Below are 25,979 nucleotides of genomic sequence, written 5' to 3'. Positions count from 1 at the left end.
ACAAAATCCCATTGATGGTGCGACGATCATCTACCCGTGGAACACCACGAGGCTTATTCGGCAACAAAGGCGCGATAATATTCCATTCCAAATCAGTCAGCTCATGGCGGCGACGGGTCATCATTAGGCTCCCAAATCAATGGCAGCCTTGAATCACCGTCAAACCCAAAGGGGAAGCCCGTTTATGAGTTTACGGCCTAGTGGCTCGACCCTAAAAGTTGGGTGGCTTGGTATCCTGTGCGACTGCCTGCCGCACAAGCCGGTTCAGGTGTTGAACTGCCGGTAGCAGGTGTCGGCGATGCGGCGCAGCATGTCGCGCGGGATCTCGCCGGTGACAGCATAGGAGAGCCGGTCGTCGATCCAGTAGAAGGTCTCCACCGGGCCGTTGCTGGCGAAGCGGAAGCTGGTGACGTCGTTTTCGCCGCTCTGGCCGACCATGACCGTCAGCCGCTTGCCGGTCGCATCCTCATACATCAGAAGCGCGCCGGCCTTGCCGTTGACCGGCACCAGCCGGCCGCCGACGAGGTTGAAACCCAGGCCGGAAAGATCGGGGGCGGCGAATTTGTGGCCGAGGCGTTTGCCGAGCCAGGTGACCAGATGGTCCTTCTCATTGGCCCGGACCTCGACCGGATGGCGCACTTCGCTGGTATAGATCAGGAAGGCGGAACTGGCCTCCTCGTGCAGTGCTGCCTGCTCGACCGGGAGATGTGCCGGTGAAGCAGGCAGGAAATGGCCGGTGGCGACGCCGGCAAGGAACAGGCAGAGACCGGCGGCAATGGCAGCCGGATAGCGCAGCCATCCGATGCGGGCCGGCTGCGGTGCGTCGGCAAACATGGCGGCATCGTCGGGTCGTGTGGTGCGGTAGGGCGCAAACATCGCCTGGATGGCGCGGTTCTGTGCCTGCCAGTCGCGCACCCGGGCGAGATCTTCTGGATGTTCGCGCAGCCAGCGTTCGACGCGCGCCATGTCCTCGGCCGACAGCTGTGCATCGGCATAAGCGTGCAGCACTTCAGGCGAAAGGGGGGTGTCGGCGTCGGTCATTCGGGTCTCCGGAGAGGAATCACATTGTCGCCGGCGAGATGCCGGCCGAGCTGTTCGCGGGCGCGGGCCAGCCGCGACATGACAGTACCGATCGGCACTTTCAGCATGTCGGCAACCTCGGCATAGGCATAGCCCTCGATCACCACCAGCATCAGCACCGCCCGGTGCTCGGATGTCAGTGCATCCAGCGCGCGGGCGAGACGGTCGCGCTGCAGCGGATCGCCCGTCGGCTCGGCCGCCGGCAGGCCCTCCGCCTCATCGATCTCGGCGGATGGAAAGCGGCGCAGCCGGCGCGCGCCGTTGCGATAGAGATTGGTCATGATCGCCAGCACCCAGCCGCGCAGGTTGACGCCCGACCAAGTGGCGCGGTTGATGAGAACCCGTTCGATGCTGTCCTGCAGCAAGTCCTCGCCGTCGGCATCCGCGCGCGTCAGGCTGCGCGCATAGCGCCGGAGGTCCGGCAGCAGGGCCATCAGCCGGCCTTCGAAACTGTCGGGGGCCGGCGCGCTGGCGCCGGCTGGATCGGATGTGGGTTTACGGCCGAGCGGCATCCCAGACGCCCTTGAAGCCATCACCCGTTGCGTCGCCTTGTTTCTTGTCCTTAACCCAATAATAGAGCGGCATGCCGTTCTTGGCCCATTGCTTCGAGCCGTCCTTGCGTTTGATGATTGTGTAGCCGCCGTCGGCCTTGTCGCTCGCCTTGGCCTTGAAGGGCGGCCAGTATTCTGCGCACTCGCCGTTGCAATTCGACATGCCGTCCTTGTCGTTCTTGAACGTATAGAGCGTCATGCCTTTTGCGCCGGCGAGCACATCGCCCTTGTCGGTCTTGACGGTTGTCACAGCCGGCGCGGCGAAGGCTGCGGAGGCGCTGGCGGCGAGCAGGATCGGGATCAGAATTCGGACACGCATCATGGTCTCCTCGGGTTGGATGCCGCGCCTATTGCTGCGGCTGGACATGAGACACACGGCGCGCCCGGTTTATTCCATCGGCCGGCCGAGATTTTTTCCGACACATGAATTTCGCTGTTGCGGGCTTCAGCCGAATTGATTGGACGCTGTCACGCGCATTTCTTTATCTTCGCTACGCGGGGGCCTCATGAAACTCGAAATCTTTCTGTCATTGCTGCTGTTTGCGGCCACGACATCGGTGACGCCAGGGCCGAACAACATGATGGTGCTGGCCTCCGGTGTCAATTTCGGATTCCGGCGCACCATACTGCATATGCTCGGCATATCCGGCGGCTTTTTCGTATTGCTCCTCTGCGTCGGCTTCGGGCTTGGGGCACTGCTCAAAGCTGTCCCGGCGCTGTTCGTCGTGCTCAAGATCGCTGGCGGTCTCTATCTGCTCTGGATCGCCTGGAAGATAGGCACGTCTCGATCGCTGGGCGAGGGCAAGACGGGCGCGCAGCCGATGTCGTTTCTGGCCGCCGCTGCGTTCCAATGGGTCAATCCCAAGGCGTGGGTCATGGCCATCTCGTCGATGACGACCTATACCGATCCCAACCGCTATGTGCTGACTGTGTTTCTCGTCGCGCTCGCCTTCGTGGTCGTCGGCATTCCGTCCATATCGCTCTGGGCCGGTTTCGGCTCGGCGCTGCGCGAATGGCTGTCGCATCCGGCGCGGCTCAAATGGTTCAACATCATCATGGCGGTGCTTCTGGTGCTCAGCCTCTGGCCGATGCTAAAATAGCCTCGCATCTCACCTTCACCGTCATTCCTCTCGAATGTTCCCATAATCAAAGAACCCCGCTAATCCCAGACTTTTTCGTTCCTGCGCATCTCCGCAAGTTCACCAGTTAGCACTTGAAATTATATATCCATTCGGATATATAATGCCATGAGTAAAAAGCAAATTCAATTTCTTGGCGATAGCCTATCAAGAATTCGGGATTTTTCCGAAGAGGCTTGTAGCGTTGCTGGACAAGAGCTTAGACGTCTTCAATTCGGTGAAGAGCCACACGATTGGAAGCCATTCAAAGCAGCCGGCTCGGGCGCGCGCGCGATACGAATTTGGGATGCGGAAGGAACATTCCGGGTAATCTATGTCGCGTCGAGCAATGATCGCGTCTACGTTCTCCACGCCTTTCAAAAGAAGACGGAGAAGACAGAAAAATACGACGTAGACTTGGCACGTCAGAGATACAAGCAAATTAAAGGTGCGTCATGAAAGAGCAAGTTTTTGACAACGTATGGGATGCTCTTTGCAATACGCGCGAAGAAGCCGAACATATGACCTTGAAGTCCGATCTCCTAATCGAGGTCGAACGTGCTGTTAAAGGATGGAACGTCACGCAATCCGCTGCGGCAGAACGTCTCGGTATAACGCAACCACGTTTGAATGATTTACTGCGAGGACGCATAAACAGGTTTAGCCTTGAAGCGCTTGTCGATCTTGCATCGCGGGCGGGGCTTAAGGTTAAACTGTCGGTCTCTGCTTGAGCACTTCGGCCCATGCGCGAGGATGCGCTAGTGGTGAGATTGTGCAGGGCGCTGAGGGGGAACGCGATGCCGCACGACGGGTCGAACTACGGATAGCAGCGGGGCCGATCTCTACACAAGCGACAAAAACCGCTTGCCAATTCCCGCAATATGTTCTTTCTTTGTTCCGAAAGGGAGAGAACGATGCTCAGCTATCTGTCGATCGGCGCCAACGATACCGAGACATCTGGCCGCTTCTATGCCGCGCTGCTCACGCCGCTCGGCTATGAGCAGACGCGGACCGAGCGGCATTTCGGTTTTTTCATCCCCGGCGTCGCCGACCCGGACAATGGTCCCGGTACGATCTGGGTCGGGCCGCCTTTCGACGGCGGGCCGGCGACCTCCGGCAATGGCATGATGCCGGCCTTCCAGGCCGGCACGAGGGCGCTGGTGCGCACGTCCTACGAAGCCGGCATGGCGGCGGGCGGTACGGACGAAGGCGAGCCGGGGCTCAGGCCGCATTATGGCGAGAATTTTTATGTGGCCTATCTGCGCGATCCCGTGGGCAACAAGCTGGCGGTGTTTTGTACGGCGGCGGGCGAATAGTCGCTTGCCTGGGGCAGGCATCCGAGATAATGTGGTCACATGTAGTTACAAGGACGTGTTGAAATGAGGTCAGTCCCCATTCGCGAAGCGAAGGCGAAGTTTTCTGAGTTGGTCGACGCTGTCGAAGCGGGCGAGCAGGTGACGATCACGCGGCATGGCGAACCCGCAGCCGTGCTGGTGTCCATCGAAGACGCGAAAAAGGTTCGGCGGCAACGCAGATCGGTTGCCGATGTGCTCCTGTCCTTTCCCGGTGGCATCGAATTTGAGCGTGACCAGACCCCGATCAGAGATGTCGACCTGTGAGCGAGCGTTATCTGCTCGATACGTCCGCGATATCCATTCTGGCTCTGGACAGGCCGGAACTCGTCCAGACGTTCCGCGACTGGATCGCGGCGAAACAGGACGAACTTTATGTTTCGGTCGTGACGATCATGGAAATTGAACAAGGTATCAGGACGTTATCGCGAAGAGGGGCTTCTCGAAAAGCGGCGAATTTGGCCGCATGGTTGTCCAATCTCGAAGATGCAATGGACGAAAATGTATTGGATGTCACAAAGGAGATTGCGAAATCGGCAGGTCAACTGGCTGATCGCACCGAGGCCGAGGGCTGGCATCCAGGCTATCCCGATGTGCTCATCGGCGCAACTGCTATCGTCCACGACTTTTCAGTCCTGACGCATAATGTCAGGCATTTCGAGGCGATGAAGGTTCCATGCTTCGATCCCATCGCGTCGCTTCCTGTCTAAATGCCTTGTCAATTGATCTCGAATCCTGCCAAGTCCGACCATGCAATTTTCGACCCAACAGGATGAGGCGCTTCAGGCGGTGTCGCGCTGGCTGAAAGAGCCGCGCAGCCAGGTGTTCCGCCTGTTCGGCTATGCCGGCACCGGCAAGACGACGCTTGCCAAGCATTTTGCCGAACATGTCGATGGCGGCGATGTGCTGTTTGCTGCCTTTACCGGCAAGGCAGCACAGGTGTTGCGATCGCGAGGCGCCTCGAACGCCAAGACAATCCATTCGCTGATCTACCGGCCGCGCGGCGAGGAGGAAGTCGAGGACGAGGTCACCGGCAAGACCAATGTTTCGCCGATGTTTTCGCTCAACCGACAGAGCCCGGTCGCCAAGGCGCCGCTGATCGTCATTGACGAATGTTCGATGGTCGACGAGGCGCTCGGCAAGGACCTTCTGAGCTTCGGCACCAAGGTGCTGGTGCTCGGCGACCCCGGCCAGTTGCCGCCGGTTTCGGGCGGCGGCTTCTTCACCGAGCAGGAGCCGGATTACCTGCTGACCGAAATCCATCGCCAGGCGCGCGACAACCCGATCATCCAGCTTGCCATGCATGTGCGCGAAGGCAAGGAGGTCATGTATGGCGATTACGGTACGGCGCAGGTCATTCCGCGCAGTGACGTGACGCAGGATCTCGTGCTCGGCGCCGATCAGGTTCTGGTCGGCACCAACAAGACGCGCAAGCGCTACAATCAGCGCCTGCGGGAACTCAAGGGCTTTCCCAACAGCTACCCGGCCGCCGGCGACAAGCTGGTCTGCCTGCGCAACGACCAGGTCAAGGGGCTGCTCAACGGTTCGCTCTGGCAGGTGCTGTCGGCCTCCAAGGAAACGACGAAGCCGGGGATCAACCTGCTCGTGCGGCCGGAAGACGACGACATGGATCGCGGTGCGGCCAAGATCAAGGTGTTGAAGGCCGCCTTCGAGGAGATCGACGGCGAGATACCCTGGAACATGCGCAAGCGTTACGACGAGTTCGACTATGGCTATGCGCTGACCGTGCACAAGGCACAGGGCTCGCAATGGAACAATGTCGTGCTGTTCGATGAGGCCTGGGCCTTCCGTGACACGCGCGAGCGCTGGCTCTACACCGCCGTGACACGGGCGGCAGAACGGCTGACGATCGTCCGCTGAACCTGTTCCAGCTATATCGGTTTACGGCCCGTGGCTGTGACGACCTTGTCTCTAGGAGCTCTCAGTGCCGATCAGTCCGAGCAGCACGGCCTTGGCGACCGCCTGGAAACGGTTGGAGGAGCCGAATTTGCGGATGATGCCGGCTTCGGTGGCCATGATGTCGTCCATCGGGCGTCTGAGCGCCGTGGCAATCCGCATCGGCGTATAGCCTTCGGCCATCAGTTTCAGGCACTCGAACTCGATCTCGGAGAGGAAGGGCGTGCGCGGCTGGCGGTTGTCATTGTTCTCGGCGCCGGCGTCCGAGCCCTGTTCGAGGATTTCGTTGATCTGCTGCAATTGCCGCCTGAGCAGGGATTCGTCGGCCAGCAATTCCTTCCTGCGGTCGAGCATTGCCTTGTGGAACATCCGGTCGCAGTCATCCTGCGACGCAGCCTGTTCCAGTTCAAGCAGCAGTTCCTGGATCTGCACGATCGGCATGCCGGTTTCGCGACAGAGATTGATCAGCGCCATCAGCTGGACCTGGCCGGGAGGGTAGACCCGCATGGCGCCGGTGCGGATCGGCTTCAACAGCCGCTTCTCCTCGTAGAAATGCAGCGTACGGTGGGTGACGCCGAAAAAATTGGCCATGTCGGCGATCGGGATCGGTTTGGCGGGCAGACGTCGCGGCAATGGCACCGCCGGAAGAAAATGGCTCTCGGCGCCATCATGGGATTGTTCCGAAAAAGCACTCGTCGGATTGTCCGTCGATCGGTGCATGCCCTTGCCGCCCTCCAGTCCCTCGAGGCGTCCCTGTCGATGGCGATCGGCAAAATCATACGTCTCAACATGCCAGCGCTCTGCCGCGCTGCTGTCTCTTGCTGCCGTCGCCCTTCGTCCCCAATCGCATTGTTTATAAAATGGGACCGAACATCAAGGGGATAGATCAAATTCCATCAGCGATGAGGCGATTTTACACTAATTCTGAGAGGAAGTCGCGCCAGCCTGCTGTCGGATATGGATTTCGGCCGGCAATTCCGGGTGGGTTCAACCGATTTTCCATTCGCCGGCGAACAAAACGGTTGCGCGCGACTCTATCAAAAAACGCGATCGATGCATGACGAAATATGGTTGGCGTTGATCATTCCGATCGGCTAGTGAGGTATGGTGTTGCCTTTCCGGACCGTGCCATGCCCGCCAAGCTTTCCGTCAATCTCAACGCAATCGCCATGCTGCGCAACCGGCGCGACCTGCCATGGCCAAGCGTCACAGGCTTTGGCCGCATCGCGCTTTCGGCCGGTGCTGCTGGGCTGACCGTGCATCCGCGGCCTGACGAGCGGCATATCCGCTTCACCGACGTGCCGGCGCTCAAGATGCTGATAAAGACGGAATTTCCGGACCGGGAATTCAATATCGAAGGCTATCCGACGGAAGACTTTTTGCGGCTGGTCGAAACCCACAGGCCCGACCAGGTGACCCTGGTGCCCGACGATCCGTCGCAATCGACATCCGACCATGGCTGGGCTTTCGCCGAGAATCGTCACCGGCTGACGGAAGTCTGTGGCCGCCTGAAGCGTGGCGGCATGCGCGTGTCGCTGTTTGCCGAAGGCGATGCAGATGCCGACGAGGTGTCGGTGGCGAAAGCCGTCGGCGCCGACCGCATCGAACTGTTCACCGGGCCCTTTGGCGGCTGCTACGACGACCCCGACGCTGCCCGGGCCTGGGTGGAAAAGCTCGGAGCCACGGCCGACCGCGCGAAGACCGTAGACCTCGAGGTCAATGCCGGCCACGATCTGACGGTCGCCAATCTGCCGGCGCTCATGGCACGTATTCCGCATCTCGCCGAAGTCTCCATCGGCCATGGCCTGACCGCGGATGCACTGGAATATGGCATGGCGGAAACCGTGCGGCGGTTTCGGCGTGCGCTCGGCGAAATATTCTGAGGCGCTTGACCGTCTCAACAGAGACGGACGAGGGCAGAATGACAGCACCCAATACCAGGACGATCGCGATTTGCGGGGCAGGCATTGCCGGCCTTGCGGCGGCGCTATTTCTCTCTCGCGCCGGCCACCGGGTGACGATCTATGAGCGTTTCGACGCGCCTGCGCCGGTGGGCTCCGGGCTTATCCTGCAGCCAACCGGGCTTTCGGTGCTGGCGGCACTTGGCCTGCTGGACAAAATAATCGGGCTCGGTCATAGGATCGACCGGCTGCGCGGCACCGATGCTGAAAGCGGCCGTACGGTGCTCGATGTGCGCTACGCCGCCGGGCCGAAGCGGCGGTTCGGGCTTGCGGTGCAGCGTGCGGCGCTGTTCGACGTCCTGCATGATGCGGTGCGCGCCGCCGGTATCGAGATCAGGCCGTCATCGGCGGTGAGCGGGGTGGCGGATGTGACCGGCCGGCCGACGCTCATGCTGGAAAATCGAATGGCCGCAAGCTGCGACCTGCTCGTCGATGCGACTGGGGCGCGCTCGCCACTGGTGGCGAACCTGCTGCCGAAAGCGGGCGGCCGGGAACTCGCCTATGGCGCCTTCTGGGCGACGCTGGATGCCAGCGGTTTCGATTTCGAGCGGCATTCGCTCGTGCAGCGCTATGACCATGCCGAAGTCATGATTGGTGTGCTGCCGGTCGGAAGGCTCGATATGGCTGCACCGGAAAAGCTCGCCTTCTTCTGGAGCCAGAAGACGGGCGAAGCGGAGGCGCTGAAAACGGCGGGCCTTGCGGGCTGGAGGGCCTGCGTACTCAGCTACTGGCCGGAGCTGACGCCGCTTCTTCAACAGATCGATGATTGGAACGCGATGGTGCTGGCGCGCTACCGGCACCAGACGCTGGTCCGGCCGGCGGTCGGCCGCGTCGTGTTCATCGGCGACGCTGCCCATTCCACCAGTCCGCAACTGGGGCAGGGCGCCAATATGGCCCTGCTCGATGCGGCGGCGCTGGCAGCGGGACTTGCCAGGCATGCCGATCTCGATGCGGCGACGACGGCTTATTGCCGATTGCGGCGCTGGCATGTGCGGCTGTTCCAGGGGCTTTCCCGGGTTTTCACACCGTTCTATCAAAGCGATTCGCATGCGCTGTCGGCCGTCCGCGATCAACTGGTGGCGACCGTCGCCAATCTGCCGCCGATGCCGCGCATTCTGGCTTCGATCGTCTCGGGCATGCTGGGCGATCCGCTCGCCGGGACGGATATTGCCGAATTCGACTGGGAGGATGAGGCAGAGACGTCGCGTGCCATTCGCCTCGCATCCGGTGCGCCGAACGGATGACGCCCGGCTTTCGCCGCATGCCGCCGGCGGGATACTGCACAGAATCCAAAGCATGTGATGGTCGGCGCTGCCCTTCTGCCGCCGCCTTGATTATTGTGCCAAGTCGGGATCAGGACAGTCGAAATCGCTTGCCGTGAATCGCTTTTTACGGAAAAATTCGCTTGGTCAAATCAATTGTAAGGTTAAGATATGTTAAAAGCCCACAGGGCGGGGCTTCTACAACAGAAGAAAATGTGTGGCGGCGATTTTCAGTAATCGCGCGTCGCTGAAATACTATTTCCGATGGCGCTATTTAAGTATTTGCCGTTGTAATCCCAGTTCGGCGTCGAGGAAAATTTGCAGACTGCGCCGCCGCTTTGCTTAATATTCGAATTTTATAATTAAATCACGTGCCGTTCGGCTGACGGAAATGGCTTTTCTTTTTCAAAGAGCAAATTTATAACGAAAATGTGATCGACGGTCATAATTTCAGCAGACCTACATTTCAGGAGTTTTTTGCCCCATGCTGAGCTTGCCAGTTCGAAATCGGCGCAAGAAGCAGCCTTACCTCGCTATTCGATCCAGGCTTTTCAGTCGACAAATTGTCAAGCAATCGCAGTTGTTTCTTCCCGAGGTGCGCAACTTCATGCAGGCGGAGGGCATTGCCCATGGCGGTCCGGCCTTCTTCCGCTACAACACCATCAGCCCGACCGGGGAGATGGATATCGAATTCGGCCATTTCACCGACAAACTCTATGCGGGTGGCGGGCCGATCCGGGCCGGCATCCTGCCGGGCGGATCATTCATGTCCGTGACTTGGGAAGGGCACTACAATAAATTGTCCGATGTCGACGCCATGCTGATGGGTTGGGCCGATATCAAGGGCGTCGAATGGGACTGCGCCTCGACGGAAGTCGGCGTCTTCTACGGATGCCGAATCGATATTTTCCACAAGACCGAACTCGACGATCCGGCCCCCGAACAATGGCAAACGGAAATCGCCATCATGCTGAAAGGCGACGCCGGCGAAAGCTGACTACTGGCCAGGCGGCGTCAGTGCCTTGTCGTTGGTGCATTTGGACATTTTGAGCTGCTTGAAGCCGTGGATCACGACGACGCGACTCGCCTCAGCATTGGTCTCGACGTCCAGGCAGGCGCAGGCATAGCCGTAATTGCCGTTGGTGGCGACATAGTCGCCGGCGGAGATGTCGCCGATCATATCCATGCCGTCGGCCTGATAGCCGCCCTGTTGCATCAGCGTCCAGCTGTCATCTTTGTCGAGGAGCCACCAATTGCCGGGTGTCGGGTTTTCGAGCCAGCCGCAGCGAGTCTCCGCGAAAGCGCCTTGCGCGGAGACGAGCACCAGGAATGCACCGAAAAACAGAACCGCCAACGACTGCATAAACATACCCTCGATGAGGGGTCGATTATGCATATTTCCGTTGGCGTTCCAACGCGCTGTTGTCTTTAAAGGCGAAGCGTGCTGCGGCGTCGCAGTGGATCGCGGTGGAATCGAAGCCGGGCAGCGGCAAGTTGGCCGGATCGAGCGTCAGGCAGATTTCGGTGCAGCCGAGAATGACGCTGTCGGCGCCGGCGGCCTTCATGTCTTCGATGATCGCCAGCAGGTCGTCGCGTGACGACGGCAGCACCTGGCCGGCGCAGAGTTCGTTGAAGATGACGTCATGGACGCGGGTCCGGGCGGGTTCTTCCGGCACCATGACCTCGATGCCAGCCGTCCGCATGGCACGATGATAGAAGCCGTCTTCCATCGTATAGCGGGTAGCCAGTAGCAGCGGGCGGCACTTGCCGGCGGCCTTCAGCGCGGCGGCCGTCTCGTCGATGATGTCGACGAGCGGCACGGAAAGTTTGGCGCTGACGTCGTCGGCGACTTTGTGCATGGTGTTGGTGCAGATCAGCACGCAATCGGCGCCGGCGGTTTCGAGGTTCTTGGCGATGGCGCCAAGGCGGGCGCCGGCTTCCTGCCATTTGCCGGCCTTCTGCAGGGCGACGATGTCTGCGAAATTGACGGAGTGAAGCAGGATCTCGGCCGAGGCCAACCCGCCGAAGCGGTCGCGCGCCAGGCGGTTGAGGGTCTGGTAATAGATCGCGGTGCTTTCAAAGCTCATGCCGCCGATCAATCCGATGGTCTTCATATCCGTTCATCCTGCTGGTGTTTCAACGGTGATAAGAATGGCATAACCCGGGCGAAGATTATTTGCAAAGATTTGCGGATATTGGTGGTTTTCGCGTGATGTCGGGCGCACAATGTTGTTTCAGCGCCGTATTTTTGCGCGCAGGTAAACGGAGGCGAATGAATCCATGCTTGATGATCGTGATCGCAAGATTCTTGCTTTGCTGCAGACGGATGCGGCCACGCCGGTCAGCGACCTGGCGGCCGCGGTCAACCTTTCCGTCTCGGCCTGTTCGCGGCGTATCCTGCGGCTCGAAGACGAGGGCTACATTATCGGGCGCCGCGCGGTGCTCGATCGCAGCAAGCTCGGCCTGCCGACCACGGTGTTTGCGCTGGTGAAAACGTCGAGGCATTCCGACGACTGGGTCGACGCCTTTCGCCGGGTGATCGCCACCATCCCCGAAATCGTCGAGGCGCACCGGCTGACCGGGGTCTACGACTATATCCTCAAGATCGTGCTGCCGCGGGTCGAACATTACGACGTCATCTACAAACAGATCATCCGGCAGGTCGAAATGTTCGACGTCTCTGCCTCGATCTCGATGGAGGCGCTGAAGGATGCGGCGGTGATCCCGACGAACTATGCCCAGTGATACCACCGGCGTTCCGGCGGTGTCACTGGGCCGCCGTTAGGCCGATTTGCGTTCGCTGTCGAGCGAGCGCATGTCGGCATAGCGGTTGCCGGCGACGGCGTCCTTCGGCACGGCGGCTTCGAGCGAGGCGAGATCTTCCGCCGTCAGGGCCTGGTCGAGGGCGCCGAGCGATTCTGCGAGTTGCGTGCGCTTGCGGGCGCCGACCAGCGGGATGATGTCGTCGCCCTGGGCGGCGACCCAGGCGATTGCCGCCTGTGATGCGGTCATGCCGCGGGCCTGGGCGACCTTTTGCAAGGCGTCGGCCAGCGCCAGGTTGCGGTCGGCATTCTCGCCCTGGAAACGCGGGCTGTGGGCGCGGAAATCGCCCTGGCCGGTGCTGCCCTTTTGCCAGCTGCCGCTCAGCAGGCCGCGCGACAGCACGCCATAGGCGGTGACGCTGATGCCGAGTTCGCGCAATGTCGGCAGGATGTCGTCTTCGAGGCCGCGCGACATCAGCGAATATTCGATCTGCAGGTCGGCGATCGGATGGACTTTGGCGGCGCGGCGGATGGTTTCGGAGCCGACTTCCGACAGGCCGATATGCTTGACATAGCCGGCCCTGACCATGTCGGCTATGGCGCCCACGGTGTCCTCGATCGGCACGTTCGGATCGAGCCGGGCAGGGCGGTAGACGTCGATATAGTCGACGCCGAGGCGGACCAGCGTATAGGCGAGCGCCGTCTTGACCGCAGCCGGCCGCGCGTCAAAACCGATCCAGCCGGCAGAGGGGTCGCGCTGGGCGCCGAACTTGACGCTGATGTCGACTTTGTCGCGATCCCCACCCTTCAGCGCTTCGGCGATCAAAAGTTCGTTGTGGCCCATGCCGTAGAAATCGCCGGTGTCGAGCAGCGTCACGCCGGCTTCCATGGCGGCGTGGATGGTGGCGATGGATTCGGCGCGGTCGGCCGGTCCATACATGCCCGACATGCCCATGCAGCCAAGGCCGAAGGCGGAGGTTCTCGGGTCGTTCTTTCCAAGAGTCGTGTATTTCATCATCTCTCTCCTTGGTACCCGCCGGGTCTCGCCGGCGGGATGGGCAGGCTTTTACCGCATCCGGGCTTGTGCGATAATTCGGCGCAGATCGAATGACCTGTACGGAAAACCGCACAATGAGCAATCTGCCGCTGGCCGACCTCGAAGCCTTTGCCGCCGTCGCCGAAAGCCGCAGCTTTCGCCGTGCCGCCTCCACCAGGGCCGTGTCGGCCTCCGCACTCAGCGAAGCGGTGCGGCGGCTGGAGGCGCGGCTCGACACGCGGCTCTTGAACCGCACGACCCGCAGCGTCACGCCGACCGAAGCCGGCCAACTATTGTTGGAACGGATCGTTCCCATGCTGGCAGAAATTTCCGGCGCCATCGACCAGGTCAAGGATTCTGGCGACCGGCCGGCGGGGCGGCTGCGACTCAACGTGCCGACCATTGTCGCGCGCGAATTCATGCCCGGCATCGCCATTCCGTTTCTGGCGCAGCATCCCGACATCATACTCGAAGTCGAGGGCAGGGACAGATTCATCGACGTGTTTGCCAAAGGTTTCGATGCCGGCATCCGCTATGACGAGAGCCTGGAACTCGACATGATCGCCGTGCCGATCGGACCGCGCCAACAACGTTTCGCCGTCGTCGCCTCACCGGATTATCTGGAGCGCCATGGGGTGCCGCTTCATCCGCGCGATCTCCTGAAACATCCCTGCATCCGCCATCGCTTCGAGAGCGGCCGGCTCAACACCTGGGAATTCGAGAAGGATGGCGAGGTGCTGCGCATCAATCCGCAGGGTCGGCTCATCGCCAATACGTTCGGCATAGAGGTCGGCGCGGCGCTGGGCGGCCTGGGGTTTGTCGCGACCTTCCGCGATTCACTGGCGCCGTTCATCGAGCGCCGCGAACTGGTGGAGGTGCTGGCGGACTGGCAGCAGCCGTTTTCCGGGCCGTATCTGTACTATCCGAGCCGGCGGCACATGCCGGCGCCGCTGAGGGCTTTCGTGGATTTCATCAAGGCCAATCCGTGGGGGTGAGCGGGGGGCTATTGCATTTGGCAAGACCCTCTCTGGCCTGCCGGCCATCTCCCCCACAAGATTCCATGAGGGTGGATAGCGCCACGGCTTGTATCAAAGTCGTGTTTGCAATCCCAACTTTGGAGGGCCTCATGGATATGATCGCAGAGAACCCCGATCGCGCGGGCGCTATCCGCACTGATCTTGGCGCAATTTTCGTCTCATTGGAACTGTCGCGCGCCAAATGGCTGGTGACATCGCTTTTGCCGGGTGGCGGCGAGAAGCTGTCGCAGCACACAGTCAAGAGCGGCGATCTGGCAGGACTTTTGGATCGTTTGGCGACGCTGGTGGGCAAGGCGCGGGCGCGCAGCGGGCTGACCTTTCCCGTCATCGTCATTCAGGAGGCTGGTCTCGACGGCTTCTGGATCCACCGCGCGCTTGAGGCGGCACGGATTGAGAGCCATGTGGTCGATCCGGCCTCGATCGCTGTGCCGCGGCGCCGCCGCCGGGTGAAGACGGATCGGATCGACGGTGAGACGCTGGTGCGCGCACTGTTGGCCTTCAAGCGGGGTGAGCCGCGGGTCTGCTCGATGGTGCGGCCGCCGACACCCGAACAGGAGGACCGCCGCCGGCTGGTGCGGGAGTACCGGGAACTGATCAGCGAGCGGGTGCGCTGCATCAACCGCATCAAGGGCCTGCTGTTCACGCAAGGGATCTTGGACTACCGACCCTTGCGCCACGACCGGAGGCAGTGCCTGACGGCGCTGCAGAGCGTCGATGGGCGTCCGCTCGGGCCGCATCTGAGGGCCGAGATCGACCGGCTGCTCGACCGGCTCGAACTGCTCCTCAAGCAGATCAAGGCGCTGATCGCAGAGCTCAGGGCGTTGACAGCCGAGGCGAAAGCCGCGGAGGCCAAGGCTATCAGCATCAATGCCGACGCCACGATGATGGCGCAGCTTGTCCAGATCCGGGGCATCGGCCAGGTCTTTGCCGCCGTGCTCGTCACCGAGGGCCTGTTCCGACAGTTCGACAACCGCCGGCAGGTGGCGGCCTATGCCGGGCTGGCGCCATCGCCCTGGCGTAGCGGCACGATCCATTACGAGCAGGGTGTCTCCAAGGCGGGCAACAGCGGCTGCGCACGACGCTGATCCAACTGGCCTGGCTATGGCTGCGCCATCAGCCGACAACGGCGCTCGCCGGCTGGTTCGAGGAGCGGGTGCACCACAACGGTGGCCGCGTCCAGAAGGTGATGATCACCGCGCTGGCGCGCAAGCTCTTGGTGGCACTGTGGAAATACGTCACCCAGGGCGTCATCATCGAGGGCATGGCCATGACCGCCACCTGACGTCGCCCAACGCTTTCTCCGATGGCCTGATCCGCTTCGGAGACATCCGGGTGAACGAACCGCTCCCCCCTTTGGCAACCAAAGGCCGGCCACAAGATTGGTTTCGTTCTCCCGAGCCCTGGCCGCTCTGTAAGCGGAAGATTGGTACGGCTGCCTCATGGACCCCGATTCCAGAGGCGGCGACCGGATGTGAGGTTATGCGCGGCACGGTCCGCCGACGCGCATGGTGATCACGGGCTCACCTGGATTTGTCGCCGAAACGATCCCGCCAACGGCAAGCGGACCTATTGCTCGAGGTACTCAACGCCGCCCCCACCCAACGGGCAGCGCGGCATCGTGCTCGACCGCCGCAAGGGCAAGCCGCTACGCGGCCGGCCGATGGCCGACCCTTGCCCCGCTCTGCGCGCGATGCCATACAAAACCGTAAGGTCGGGACGAACAGGAAGGCCAACCCGTCGAACAAACAGGAAATCCCTAACTCATACCTTGACAGCAAAATCCTCATGTGAGGGGGGAGAAGACTCGCGGCACGCTCCCTGCCTCAATTGGGGCACGGGCGTCATAGCAAGTTAAGTCCCTCCCCCTTTGTTGGGGGGCAACCTGCGGCCTCGCAGAAGCCCTGATTTGGGCCGGGCGGATGCCACTGTCTTCTCCCCCCTTGTGGGGGAGATGGCCGGCAGGCCAGAGAGGGTCTTGCTAGATGCGTTCCAAGCGTTAGCTTTCCCGAAAACCCGATGAATTCGGTCTTGACCCCTGCCGCGAGCAGGAGTATTCCAATGCGAACCGTACGGTACGGTACGTACAAGGCGCCGCCATGCTGACCATGAATGACAGTCCCGATCCCGACCAGTTTTCGCCGCGCCAGGCGGCCGTGCTCGAAGAGGCGTTGCGCCTTCTCGTTTCGGGCGGCGAGAAGGCACTGACCACGGCCGGCGTGGCGCGCGCTGCCAATTGCTCGAAGGAGAGCCTCTACAAATGGTTCGGCGACCGCGACGGGCTGATGGAGGCGATGATCGCCTACCAGGCGTCGAAGGTGAAGACCGGCGAGGCCAATGCCGGGGTGCTGACCCGCGACACGTTCGAGCGCCTGCTCGACGATTTTGCCATAGCGCTCCTCGAAGTTCTGGCCGGCGACGTGTCGCTGGCGCTCAACCGGCTCGCCATCGGCCAGACGAGCCGCGACGGCTCCGAGCTCGGTGAGATCCTGCTAGAACGCGGCCGCCGCCAGATCGGCCGCCGCGCCACGGCGCTGCTCATTGCCGGCCGGCGGGCGAGGCTGATAGAGTTCGACGATGCCGCCGAGGCCTATGAGACGCTTTATGGGCTGATCGTGCGTGATTGGCACGTGCGCATGCTGCTCGGCGAGGACATGTCCGAGCGCGCCAAAAGTTTTGGACCGCGGGCGAAGAAGGCGGTTGCCGCCTTTCTTCGGCTCTACGGGACCGATAAGGGGATGGCCGGCTGACGCCTGCCACAACATTCAACAAGACAGCAAAGGGAAGGAACCACAATGCGCGTCTATTACGATCGTGATGCCGATCTCAACCTCATCAAGGCCAAGAAAGTTGCCGTCATCGGCTACGGCTCGCAGGGCCGTGCRCATGCGCTCAACCTCAAGGATTCCGGCGCTCAGAACGTCGCCATCGCGCTGAAGACCGGCTCGGCCACTGCCGCGAAGGCCGAGGCCGATGGCTTCAAGGTGATGAGCGTTGCCGAAGCCGCCGGCTGGGCCGACCTGATGATGATGGCGACCCCGGACGAGCTGCAGGCCGACATCTACAAGAACGAGATTGCCCCGAATATCCGTGACGGCGYTGCCATCGCCTTTGCCCATGGCCTCAACGTGCATTTCGGCCTGATCGAGCCGAAGGCCACCGTCGATGTCGTCATGATCGCGCCGAAGGGCCCCGGCCACACCGTGCGCGGCGAATACCAGAAGGGCGGCGGCGTGCCGTGCCTGGTCGCCGTGCACCAGAATCCGTCGGGCAATGCGCTGGAACTGGCTCTCTCCTACGCCTGCGGCGTCGGCGGCGGCCGTTCGGGCATCATCGAGACCAATTTCAAGGAAGAATGCGAAACCGACCTGTTCGGCGAGCAGGTCGTGCTTTGCGGCGGTCTGGTCGAACTGATCCGCGCCGGCTTCGAAACGCTGGTCGAAGGCGGCTACGCTCCGGAAATGGCCTATTTCGAATGCCTGCACGAAGTGAAGCTAATCGTCGACCTGATCTATGAAGGCGGCATCGCCAACATGAACTACTCGATCTCCAACACGGCCGAATGGGGCGAATATGTCTCCGGCCCGCGCATCATCACCGCCGAGACCAAGGCCGAGATGAAGCGGGTGCTGAAAGACATCCAGACCGGCAAGTTCACCTCCGAATGGATGCAGGAATACCGTTCCGGCCTCGCCCGCTTCAAGGGCATCCGCCGCATGAACGACAATCACCAGATTGAAGAAGTCGGCGCCAAGCTGCGCGGCATGATGCCCTGGATCGGCAAGAACAAGCTGGTCGACAAGGCCCGCAACTGAGCCAATAGCGAATAGTTTTTAGCGAATAGGGCCGGGGTGGGCGACTTCCCCGGCTTTTTTGCTGGCGGTGGGGTCGCTTGGCGGCGCGCAATTGCGTATGGGGTTGTGCATGAAAGCACTGCACCCCAAGCGCATATCGGCGAGCAAGGACCTGCACGACGCAATTGCGGATGTGTACCAGGCATTTTCCGGCTATCCCGCGCCTTCATCGTGGCATGCGTCTCCGCTCAGAGATATCGAAGAGATAAAGAAAAACCTGTCGTCGGCGCGGCTTCATCAGCTGTCACCCGATGCGGTTGACCTTTACGCGGGCGCTGCGATGACAACGGTGGGAGACGTTGATGACTACAAGCATTTCTTGCCGCGCATAATCCAGCTTGCCTGTTTTCGCGGTTGCGGTCAGCCAGGGCTGGATCCTGAAATTATTGCCGGTAAGCTGGAATACGGCGGTTGGCGTAATTGGCCTGCGGGAGAACAGGCCGCGATCGAGCGGGTTTATGATCGTGCATGGGCGCGGGCTCGGCTGCTTCACCCTGATCGGGAAGAGGTTGATGGTTGGCTATGCGGAAATGCAAGGATCGGCAATCGGCTCGACGATGGCTTGCAGGCGTGGATCACCGATCCAAGCACGGATTCGATGGTCCAACTCGCTTATTTTCTTATGGGCGCAAAGAGCATCGCGGAGGCCGATGCGTTCTGGGAGAACGTATCGTCAGAGGTACGCCACCAAATCATTGACTGGCTGCTGAGCGAGGCCGTTGAAACGTCATTGATCGAGGCCGTATCGGATGTGGCCGAGAGCGATCTTTGGCGTTTCGATAGTATCGATTCCAGCATCTCCCTGTTGAAGCAGGCGCGCTGGCGCGAGTGATTAGGCCTTTGATTTCGCTGATCACTGCGTGCGCGCCGGCATCCAGACCGACATGTTCAGCGGCTTTGTTTGCGTTCGTGGCGCCCACCTGAGGCAAAGAGAAAAATGCGAGGCGCAAAACCGCGCGAATAGTTTTTGGCAAATAGAGCTCGGAGAGGGCGACTTCCGCGGCTTTTTGCTTCGCGTGCCGCTCGGCAATTTGATAGATTGTCGGAATGCCTGACGTGCCAAAAGACATTGCTCATGCGAACGCCGCGCTGGCAGATGCGTTGGCGGAACTTTACGCGGCCTTTGCCATCTACCCGGCGCCGAGAAAGCTGCATGTCTCGCCATTGCGCAACGCTGCCAGTATTCTCAGGGATCTGAAATCCGCGCCGCTCAAATCGCTGCGGGCCGTCGCGATCGGGCCGTTCGCGACGTATGCCATGACGACGGTGGGAGATGTCGCGGACTACAAGCATTTCCTGCCGAGGATCATTCATTTGGGGATCGTCGGCGGCCAGGGCGAGCCCGGTTTGGAAGCCACTGCGATTGCTGAGAAGCTCGATGATGGTGATTGGCTGGGTTGGCGCAAACAGGAACGATCAGCCATCGTCAAAGCCTATGAGGCTGCCTGGGCGCGGCTTCGATTTTTCCATCCGGAGGATCGCGACGCCGAGGATTGGCTGACCGGCATGGCGATGCTCGGGATCGAAATCATAACCAAGCTCAATGTCTGGTCCGACGACGACGCACCGGCGTCGATGGCGCAGTTTGCCCAGTTCATTGCGCRCATRCACGACCTGAACAATCCGGAGGAGTTTTCCATGGAAATCGCGCCGGATATCCGCCAGGCCATGCTGGATTTCATCTGCGGAGGCAAGGCCGCGGCGGCGTTGCGTCGCGCCGTGGCCAGCGCCGATCCTTCCGACATCTGGCTGTTCAAGGATGCGGAGAAGGCAGTCGCCTTGCTTCGGCGCTCGATGAAATAGGCGCTACTTCGCTGCCTCCTCATCCAGCGCCTTGACATCCGTCACCGCGGCCTTGCGTGCCGCCTGATCCACGCCGGCCGGCCCCTTTTGCTTGGCGAAGGCGATCAGCGCCGAGAGCGTGGTCTCGTCGCAGCCATCTTCGCCGAGACTGGCGATCCTGGCTTTGCGACCGGCGGTGAGCATGGCGTCGCAGGCGCCGGGGGCGAAGACGAATTGTTGCAGGATGCCGCCCAGCGTCAGCGGGTCCTGCAGGCGCGGGTCGTCGCGGATGGCGTCGAGCGTGGCCTTGCCGAATGTGTCGATATCGCCGTCCTGCTGGATCTGGGTGACGTCGAAGATCAGTGCGAATTCCGGCTTGTCGGCGCCTTCGGGCTTGGTCGCCATGATGTCGAGCGCGTAGCGGGTGAGTTCGGCCGGCGAGACGACTTTTCGGACGACGTCGACCTGGTGATAATTGTTGACCAGCGCCCAGCGGGAATTGATGTCGCCCAGTTGCGCCAGGGCATTGATGCCTGATATCGCCGAGAGCTTTTGCCGCTTGGTCTTGGCGGCCTTGCTTTGCTTGAGCATGCTGGCGCGGACGCGGTTGACGATTTCGGGCGAGACCAGTTCGGAATTCTGCGCCCTTGGCTGGGTCTGGTTGCCAGAATCCGTCGCCGTCTCGACTGGTCCCTTGGCGTCGACCCAGGCGACCAGCGCCTGCCGCACTTCGGGACCGAAGTAGCTGTTCGGCTGGCCGGAATAGAAGCCTTCGGTTTTCAGCTTCATCGCGATCGCGGCCTTGATCTCGTCCGGCAGGGCTTTGCCGATGGAGATCAGCGTGCTGTCCTTCAGGCCGGCCGGGGCAACGCGGAAGGCCTTCATCACCGCATCGGCCACTGCCGGCGTGCCGGCTTCCATCGCCCGGCTGCCGAAGGTGAACATGCTGCCGAGCTGGACCGTAGCCACGGTGTCGATGCCCATCGGGCTCGGCGTGCCGTCGTCAGAATTGATATAGAGCACCAGCGGCGTGGTGACGCCCTCATCGAGCGTCATCAGCTTGTTGAACGTGTCGAAGATGAAGGCATTGGCGAGGTTCCGCTGTGCCTTGAGCGAGCCGTGTTTCGCCGCTTCGCGCCAGGCATGCAGCCGCTCCCGGTCGTTCTTGGGTGTGCCGAGACCATCGCTATAGGCATTGCCGAGCAGCCGCATGGCGTCGACATTGCCGAGATTGGCGGCGTTGATCAGGTCATTGGTCGCCGCCTGGTCGTCCTGCGGATAGACCATGCCCTTGCGCAGGAGTTTGGCCTTGAGCAGGAAGGCCTCGGCCTCCTTCTTCTGCATGCCCTCGGCGATCAGGTTTTTCAGATCGTCGTCCGACAGGCCGCCCGGCTGTGGATCGGGCGGGAAACTGCTCGAATCGAGATTGGCATATTGCGAACCGGCATAGAGCCAGAGCGCCTCGCGATTGCCGGCATCCGTCAATGGCTTGAGCAGCACGCGCGCGCCGTCGAGGTCCTTGAAATCGGAATTGTCGGAGAGTTTCAGCCTGGCGAGCGCCAGCGCCGCATCGGTCTCGCCGGCTGCTGCGGCGTCCGTCAACGTTTCGATCAGGCGGTCGTGGGTTTCGATACGGGCCTGGTAGTCGATAAGCAGGCTGGCGAGCCGCACCATGTCTTCCAGCCGCCAGGACCGGCCGAGCGCCTGGATCGCCTCCTGCGGCTGGCGGCCGACGAGCTTGCCGTCGAGCAGGATATCGGCGAGCACGCCAGCGGCGCCGGCGGTATATTTCATCTTTTCGTCGCGCAGCAGAGCCAGCGCCCGCTTGAGGTCGGCCGGGCCGCCTTCGCCATGGGCCAGCATGCCGGCATAGTAGGGCACCGCATATTGGTCGTTGGCGATGTGCGCTTCGAGCAGTTTGCGCGCTTTTAGCGGGTCCTTGGCGGTGCCGCGGCCGTAGCGCAGCGCCGTGATATAGCTATGCGAGACGAAGTCGTCGCTGGTGCCGGACTTCGAGGCCTTGTCGACGGCAGCGAAGGCGATGCGTTGCTCGGCGGGGGAGAAACTGTCGTCCTCCAGCGTCGTCTCGGCTGCATAGAGGCCGAAATATTGGTGCGCATTGCTCTCGTATTTCGTCTCGGCGATGCCCTGCGGCGGCGCGCTTTCGACACGGCGCGCCATCTTCACCGCCGCGTGCTGGTCGCGGCGCAGGAGCGGACCGTCATGGTATTGCGTGGCGAGCATCATCAGCGCGTCGAGATGGCCCTGTTCGGCGGCTTTCTTGAGATAGGCCAGCGCCTCGTCGCGGGTGACGAAGGGGGTGGGCGGGTCGTTTTCGTCCGGATGCAGCTTGAAGAAATGGAACATCAGATATTGCGCCTCGGCGCTGCCCTGGTCGGCCAGCATTTTGACCTGCGGCACCAGCAGCCATTGCTGGCTGGGTTTGCCGAGGGCGGCGCTGACGCGCAACCATTGCAATTGCAGCCGCTTTGCGTTCGGCGCGCCCGCCCAGGCCTGCTGGCAGGCAGCCTGCAGTGCCTCGATCCTGCTCGTATTGAGATTGTGGGAGAGGAGTTCGCCGAACTGCACCGGCGGCGCCTTGGCCTGAGGGTCGAGCGGCACCGCCGCTCCGTTGTCGCAGGCCTCGATCGCAGCGCCCAGCGTGTCGGCGGCGACATCTTTCCGGGCATCGGGCGTCGCGGCAAGCGCGAAGGCCGGCAGCAGCGATATGCCTGACAACAGCAGGATGCGCATCGAGCTCAGCATGAACGTCTCCTCAAGGCACTGACCATGGATGTGCATCGCGCAGGTCGTTGGCGCGGCGGGATCAGTGTGCTGTCGATGAGACGGGCGGGTGAAGGGGATTATTCAACGGTTGTACACGGCTTCTTTCCGGGCCAGTTGGGTGACTTGACTCTTGCTTGCAGGATCTTGTTGGTGTCCGCCTCCGGTCGCCTTTCAGGTGCAGGGCGCTGACGCGCTGCGGGATTGAAGATGGACGAGCAGGGTCGGCCTATCCTCGTCCTGCCCGGCTTTTCGACGAAGCGGGAAACGACCGCCGGCGGACATGGGCTTTATTTCAGTTTGAGTGCCGAGCGGAACGTCACCGTCAGCAGCTTGTTGCCCCAGGAGTCGCAAATCTCGAACGCCTGCCGGCCGATGATTTCGCCACGCTCGATCTTGTCCGCAAGGACTTTGCGCGCGGCAAGGACAGCCTCGTCCCGCGCCAAGGTCACGTTGCGCAATTCGCGGCCTTCCGGATCTTTGATGAGACGGTCTCCGTCTCTGGTGTGAAAATAATATCGCGGCATGCATGGATCTCCGGACGGGTAACCTGCGACCGACAGTTTTGTTTCTTAGATTTTCGAGGAGGACTGTGCTGCGCCGCTGGATGTTTCTTTGGTATCTGTCGAAAATCGTAAATAGAACGGTAAATGCATAAATTTGTCGTATTTATTGTAGAATATTTATGCCACTTCCGGATTGTATAGGTTTTCTATTCCGTTTTTTGCGTTGACAGCCCAGCGCCTTCCGGGACAGATGCCTGCTGCGTCGCAGCATTGCTGCTGCATTGCGGCGGCGCCCYGGCACTCGGATTTCGACTTTGCTCTCGTGGGCAGTTGGCACGGACATGAACCAGACCGCATTGCACTACCGGCTCAAGCGCCGCATTCTCAGCCTCCCGGCGCAAGTCGCCTCATGGGCCCTCAGTGCGCCGGCGATCGATCGGCGGCTGAGCGAACAGTATGAAAGGGCGCGGGCGGACCACAGGCATCAGCTGCCGGCGCTTTCGCCGGCAGATGCGGCCATCGTTGCCGGGCTCGAAGAGAAGGGCGTCCACATCACCTCGCTCGACGCACTTTGCCTGCCCGGCACGGAAGCGATGTGGCAGCCCGCCAGGAAAATCGCGGCCGCCTATGGCGAGCGCTCCGCCCGCGGCGAGTTCGCCACGCAATATACAGTGCAGGTGGGCGCCGATGACCTGATGCGCCATCCCGACATTCTCCGCTGGCCACTCGCCGACCGCATCCTCGACATTGTCGAGGCCTATCTCGGACTACCCGCCGGCTACGACCTGCTGAATTTCTTCTACACCGTCGCTGATGGCCGACAGGTGGCGGCGCGCCGATGGCATCGCGACGTCGAGGATCGGCGGATGGTCAAGGTGATCGTCTATCTGCACGACGTCGACCTCGGCACTGGCCCGCTCGAAATCCTGCATCGCAGCTTTCCCGGTTGCCAATGCGCCAAGGGCGGCAATTTTCCCGTGCTGACCCAGGAAATGCTGGAGGAGCGGCTCGGTGCGCCGCTGGCCGCCGGCGATGTGACCGCCTGTACGGGCAAAGCCGGCACGGTGATCTTCACCGATGTGGCGCGCTGCTATCACCGCGGCCGGCCGGCAACGGTGCGCGACCGCTGCGCGCTGTTCTACAATTTCTTTTCGCGCGCGCCGCTGAGGCCCTTCTTCTGCGAACGGCATATGCTGTCGCGCTCACAACTGCAGCAGGTTGCCGAAGGTCTGCCCGCCCGCGCCCGCGACAGCCTGCTCTGGCGCTCAAGCCTGCCCTGGCCCGCCCGGATGGTGCCGCGCGCGCCGCTGTGATCAGGGCTTGCTCTGCGGGCGGGTGCGTGAGCCGGATTGTTGACAGGTAGGGCGCGCCGCGCCCGGCTGGCGCTGGGTGGGGCGATCGTGTTTGCGCCATCATGCTGCGCACAATCTCATTGTTGCAGCACGATTTCGCAAGGATCGACGTAAGCCTCGCTCGCATCCCGTCGCTGCGGTCTTCCTGATTGCGAAACCGGCGAGTTTATAATTCTTGCCATTTGGTCAATGGTAAGTTAGCTTTTACTAAAGTCCTTACGCTACAGCCTGTTCTTTCTGCACAATGAGGAGGTTTGGGAGCCAAGACAGTGTCGACGTGCCCGGGGGTGGCGTTCGACGGCAGCGGGAGTGCATTCTCCCCGAGAGTGGGTCATTGCCGTTCGATGACAGCCCCTGATTTGACCGCGCAAGAGCAATTCCCGCAAAAGCGCTGTGCGCGTTTGCGTCCGGAACTCACGTAAAAGCAGATAGATAGAGCATTTCATGCGACTCCGTTCGAGCCGCAGGCGCTTTTCTGCGCGGTTCAGTTGCCGAACCTTTCAACGCGCATCGGATCTGCCATGAAAACCTGTTTTCTTCACGTCGGGCCGCACAAGACGGGCTCATCGAGCATCCAGAAATTTCTTCGCGCCAATCAATCCGTCCTCAGGGCAAACAATCTCCAATGCATTTCCCTGATCGGCAGCCGGAAGATGCCTTCGCGGCTGTTTTTCCCCAAGCAGCGCGACAGCCTGATGTCGGGCAGGGGCAAGGGCATCGTCTGGAAAAGCATAAGGCAATATCTGGAAGACGATTGCAGCCTGATCCTTTCGGATGAGCGTCTGTCGCGCCAGCTGTCCGATCCGGATTTTCTGCCCAGCCTCGTGCGGCTGTTCTCGAAATTCGGTTTCCGGCTGGTGCTGGTGTCCGTTCACCGGGAACAGGCGAGCCACCTCAACTCCTCCTATGTGCAGGGCGTGAAGCGCTTTCTGGTGAAGGAGGATATCGACAGTTATGTCGCGTCCCATCTCTCCGACCTGCGCTATTCCCACCGGCAGATGAAGATGTTGGCGAATACCGCCGGCGTCGAACACCGGCTCATGTCGTTCGAACAGGCGCTGAAGCACTCGACGCTTGGCAACGCGTTCGTCCGCACCCTCGGCGTCGACCCGGCTGCATTCGACCATCATGAGATCAAGCCGCTCAACCCCAATCCCGGCACATTGACCGTCGTGGCGGCGGAACGCATTCGCTCGATCCATCCGCAGGTGCAAAGCGCGCGGGAAGACAATGACGCCTACAAGGCTTTCTACAGATATTTCACCAAGATCGGCTGGGAAAAGGATCCATATTTCGGCATCGGCGAGGCGCTGCAGAAAGAGATCTACGACCGGTTTTTCGAAGAAAACGACAGTTTTGCCCGGAGCACATTGGGCATGGGCTGGGAGGAAATAGCCCCCTTCCGCGCTAGGCCGGTCAATGTCCGCTCCTACGAGCGGCTGTCTGCTAGGGAGCGTGAAGAGGTCGATGTCATCGTCGACAAGATTGTGAGGGAGTTCAGTAAAGCGCCGCGCCGGCCGGTGGTGGATGATGGCGATGCGTTCGAGGTGTTCAACTGAGCGGGTGGCCCGCGAGTTCTGCGTTGTTGGCCAATGGACCCCGGCAATTGCCGTGGCCATCGGGAGACT

At 61.3% G+C, this 25,979-nt stretch carries 27 protein-coding genes and 2 pseudogenes; 19 read left to right on the top strand and 10 right to left on the bottom strand.

Going from position 1 to position 25,979, the window contains the following annotated elements; translation table 11 throughout:
- The 4 genes and pseudogenes from AC1D06_RS25205 to AC1D06_RS25190 form a co-directional block, all read right to left on the bottom strand.
- A pseudogene (locus AC1D06_RS25205) lies at nucleotides 1-121 on the bottom strand (IS5/IS1182 family transposase); the annotation flags it as partial.
- Between the two features lie 143 nt (nucleotides 122-264).
- Complete coding sequence (locus AC1D06_RS25200) at nucleotides 265-1,041, bottom strand: anti-sigma factor family protein (protein WP_477988550.1); 777 nt, start codon at nucleotides 1,039-1,041, stop codon at nucleotides 265-267.
- Entirely contained in the window at nucleotides 1,038-1,592 is a 555-nt protein-coding gene (locus AC1D06_RS25195) for an RNA polymerase sigma factor (RefSeq protein WP_477988549.1), read from the bottom strand. Before AC1D06_RS25195 ends, AC1D06_RS25200 begins: the two co-directional genes overlap by 4 nt.
- Entirely contained in the window at nucleotides 1,576-1,950 is a 375-nt protein-coding gene (locus tag AC1D06_RS25190) for a COG4315 family predicted lipoprotein (protein WP_477876870.1), read from the bottom strand. The genes AC1D06_RS25195 and AC1D06_RS25190 overlap by 17 nt, the downstream gene beginning before the upstream one ends.
- 187 nt (nucleotides 1,951-2,137) lie before the next feature.
- Here AC1D06_RS25190 and AC1D06_RS25185 point away from each other — a divergent pair, with 187 nt between their 5' ends.
- The 7 genes from AC1D06_RS25185 to AC1D06_RS25155 all read left to right on the top strand — a co-directional run bounded on the left by AC1D06_RS25185 (nucleotide 2,138) and on the right by AC1D06_RS25155 (nucleotide 5,982).
- Nucleotides 2,138-2,731 (top strand): LysE family translocator, encoded by a 594-nt coding sequence (locus AC1D06_RS25185; RefSeq protein ID WP_477876871.1) that lies wholly within the window; start codon nucleotides 2,138-2,140, stop codon nucleotides 2,729-2,731.
- 147 nt (nucleotides 2,732-2,878) lie between these two features.
- Nucleotides 2,879-3,208, top strand: coding sequence for a type II toxin-antitoxin system RelE/ParE family toxin (locus AC1D06_RS25180; RefSeq protein ID WP_477988548.1), 330 nt, complete (start codon nucleotides 2,879-2,881; stop codon nucleotides 3,206-3,208).
- Nucleotides 3,205-3,480: a helix-turn-helix domain-containing protein gene (locus tag AC1D06_RS25175; protein ID WP_477876873.1), complete on the top strand. Its 276-nt coding sequence runs from the start codon at nucleotides 3,205-3,207 to the stop codon at nucleotides 3,478-3,480. The genes AC1D06_RS25180 and AC1D06_RS25175 overlap by 4 nt, the downstream gene beginning before the upstream one ends.
- A 183-nt stretch (nucleotides 3,481-3,663) precedes the next feature.
- On the top strand, nucleotides 3,664-4,065 hold the full coding sequence (locus tag AC1D06_RS25170) for a VOC family protein (protein WP_477876874.1): 402 nt from the start codon (nucleotides 3,664-3,666) through the stop codon (nucleotides 4,063-4,065).
- A 63-nt stretch (nucleotides 4,066-4,128) separates the two neighbouring features.
- Entirely contained in the window at nucleotides 4,129-4,368 is a 240-nt protein-coding gene (locus AC1D06_RS25165; protein ID WP_477876875.1) for a type II toxin-antitoxin system Phd/YefM family antitoxin, read from the top strand.
- On the top strand, nucleotides 4,365-4,811 hold the full coding sequence (locus AC1D06_RS25160; RefSeq protein ID WP_477988547.1) for a PIN domain-containing protein: 447 nt from the start codon (nucleotides 4,365-4,367) through the stop codon (nucleotides 4,809-4,811). The genes AC1D06_RS25165 and AC1D06_RS25160 overlap by 4 nt, the downstream gene beginning before the upstream one ends.
- Nucleotides 4,812-4,851: 40 nt before the next feature.
- Nucleotides 4,852-5,982 carry an ATP-dependent DNA helicase gene (locus AC1D06_RS25155; protein WP_477988546.1) on the top strand — a complete coding sequence of 377 codons (1,131 nt, stop codon included), beginning with the start codon at nucleotides 4,852-4,854 and terminating at the stop codon, nucleotides 5,980-5,982.
- Nucleotides 5,983-6,033: 51 nt separating this feature from the next.
- Here the strand turns inward: AC1D06_RS25155 and AC1D06_RS25150 are convergent, their stop codons facing one another.
- Entirely contained in the window at nucleotides 6,034-6,738 is a 705-nt protein-coding gene (locus tag AC1D06_RS25150; protein ID WP_477876878.1) for a MerR family transcriptional regulator, read from the bottom strand.
- 410 nt (nucleotides 6,739-7,148) lie between these two features.
- Between AC1D06_RS25150 and AC1D06_RS25145 the strand changes: the two genes are divergently transcribed.
- From AC1D06_RS25145 to AC1D06_RS25135, 3 genes are all read left to right on the top strand, one after another.
- Complete coding sequence (locus AC1D06_RS25145; protein ID WP_477988545.1) at nucleotides 7,149-7,901, top strand: pyridoxine 5'-phosphate synthase; 753 nt, start codon at nucleotides 7,149-7,151, stop codon at nucleotides 7,899-7,901.
- Nucleotides 7,902-7,939: 38 nt separating this feature from the next.
- Complete coding sequence (locus AC1D06_RS25140; RefSeq protein WP_477988544.1) at nucleotides 7,940-9,223, top strand: FAD-dependent oxidoreductase; 1,284 nt, start codon at nucleotides 7,940-7,942, stop codon at nucleotides 9,221-9,223.
- A 598-nt stretch (nucleotides 9,224-9,821) separates the two neighbouring features.
- Nucleotides 9,822-10,238, top strand: a complete 417-nt coding sequence (locus AC1D06_RS25135) for a GyrI-like domain-containing protein (protein WP_477988543.1) — start codon at nucleotides 9,822-9,824, stop codon at nucleotides 10,236-10,238.
- Here AC1D06_RS25135 and AC1D06_RS25130 read toward each other — a convergent pair whose 3' ends face one another.
- Nucleotides 10,239-10,610 carry a DUF4087 domain-containing protein gene (locus AC1D06_RS25130; RefSeq protein ID WP_477988541.1) on the bottom strand — a complete coding sequence of 124 codons (372 nt, stop codon included), beginning with the start codon at nucleotides 10,608-10,610 and terminating at the stop codon, nucleotides 10,239-10,241.
- A 19-nt stretch (nucleotides 10,611-10,629) separates the two neighbouring features.
- Nucleotides 10,630-11,355, bottom strand: coding sequence for an aspartate/glutamate racemase family protein (locus AC1D06_RS25125; RefSeq protein WP_477988540.1), 726 nt, complete (start codon nucleotides 11,353-11,355; stop codon nucleotides 10,630-10,632).
- A 166-nt stretch (nucleotides 11,356-11,521) separates the two neighbouring features.
- Between AC1D06_RS25125 and AC1D06_RS25120 the strand changes: the two genes are divergently transcribed.
- The gene (locus AC1D06_RS25120) at nucleotides 11,522-11,986 is read left to right on the top strand and encodes an Lrp/AsnC family transcriptional regulator (RefSeq protein ID WP_477876884.1); all 465 of its coding nucleotides are present in this window, start codon (nucleotides 11,522-11,524) and stop codon (nucleotides 11,984-11,986) included.
- A 36-nt stretch (nucleotides 11,987-12,022) separates the two neighbouring features.
- Here AC1D06_RS25120 and AC1D06_RS25115 read toward each other — a convergent pair whose 3' ends face one another.
- Nucleotides 12,023-13,018, bottom strand: coding sequence for an aldo/keto reductase (locus AC1D06_RS25115; RefSeq protein WP_477988539.1), 996 nt, complete (start codon nucleotides 13,016-13,018; stop codon nucleotides 12,023-12,025).
- Nucleotides 13,019-13,134: 116 nt separating this feature from the next.
- Here AC1D06_RS25115 and AC1D06_RS25110 point away from each other — a divergent pair, with 116 nt between their 5' ends.
- The 6 genes and pseudogenes from AC1D06_RS25110 (at nucleotide 13,135) to AC1D06_RS25085 (ending at nucleotide 19,730) form a co-directional block, all read left to right on the top strand.
- Nucleotides 13,135-14,034, top strand: a complete 900-nt coding sequence (locus AC1D06_RS25110) for a LysR family transcriptional regulator (protein ID WP_477988538.1) — start codon at nucleotides 13,135-13,137, stop codon at nucleotides 14,032-14,034.
- Between the two features lie 137 nt (nucleotides 14,035-14,171).
- Nucleotides 14,172-15,358: pseudogene (locus AC1D06_RS25105) on the top strand (IS110 family RNA-guided transposase).
- Nucleotides 15,359-16,172: 814 nt separating this feature from the next.
- Nucleotides 16,173-16,823 (top strand): TetR/AcrR family transcriptional regulator, encoded by a 651-nt coding sequence (locus tag AC1D06_RS25100; RefSeq protein WP_477876887.1) that lies wholly within the window; start codon nucleotides 16,173-16,175, stop codon nucleotides 16,821-16,823.
- A gap of 45 nt (nucleotides 16,824-16,868) precedes the next feature.
- Nucleotides 16,869-17,888 (top strand): ketol-acid reductoisomerase, encoded by a 1,020-nt coding sequence (gene ilvC / locus AC1D06_RS25095; protein ID WP_477988537.1) that lies wholly within the window; start codon nucleotides 16,869-16,871, stop codon nucleotides 17,886-17,888.
- Between the two features lie 109 nt (nucleotides 17,889-17,997).
- Nucleotides 17,998-18,759 (top strand): hypothetical protein, encoded by a 762-nt coding sequence (locus AC1D06_RS25090; RefSeq protein WP_477988536.1) that lies wholly within the window; start codon nucleotides 17,998-18,000, stop codon nucleotides 18,757-18,759.
- Nucleotides 18,760-18,974: 215 nt separating this feature from the next.
- Complete coding sequence (locus AC1D06_RS25085; protein ID WP_477988535.1) at nucleotides 18,975-19,730, top strand: hypothetical protein; 756 nt, start codon at nucleotides 18,975-18,977, stop codon at nucleotides 19,728-19,730.
- Between the two features lie 3 nt (nucleotides 19,731-19,733).
- On the opposite strand, the gene AC1D06_RS25080 is transcribed toward AC1D06_RS25085, so the two are convergent.
- Both AC1D06_RS25080 and AC1D06_RS25075 read right to left on the bottom strand, forming a co-directional pair.
- Entirely contained in the window at nucleotides 19,734-22,475 is a 2,742-nt protein-coding gene (locus AC1D06_RS25080) for a tetratricopeptide repeat protein (protein WP_477988534.1), read from the bottom strand.
- Nucleotides 22,476-22,783: 308 nt separating this feature from the next.
- Nucleotides 22,784-23,020, bottom strand: coding sequence for a DUF6894 family protein (locus tag AC1D06_RS25075; RefSeq protein WP_477876892.1), 237 nt, complete (start codon nucleotides 23,018-23,020; stop codon nucleotides 22,784-22,786).
- A 320-nt stretch (nucleotides 23,021-23,340) separates the two neighbouring features.
- Here AC1D06_RS25075 and AC1D06_RS25070 point away from each other — a divergent pair, with 320 nt between their 5' ends.
- On the top strand, nucleotides 23,341-24,312 hold the full coding sequence (locus AC1D06_RS25070; protein ID WP_477988533.1) for a phytanoyl-CoA dioxygenase family protein: 972 nt from the start codon (nucleotides 23,341-23,343) through the stop codon (nucleotides 24,310-24,312).
- A 560-nt stretch (nucleotides 24,313-24,872) separates the two neighbouring features.
- On the top strand, nucleotides 24,873-25,910 hold the full coding sequence (locus AC1D06_RS25065) for a hypothetical protein (RefSeq protein WP_477988532.1): 1,038 nt from the start codon (nucleotides 24,873-24,875) through the stop codon (nucleotides 25,908-25,910).
- Nucleotides 25,911-25,979: the final 69 nt, after the last annotated feature.

Source organism: Rhizobium sp. P2_G2, assembly GCF_056403555.1.
This window is presented reverse-complemented; position numbering and strand designations above follow the sequence as displayed.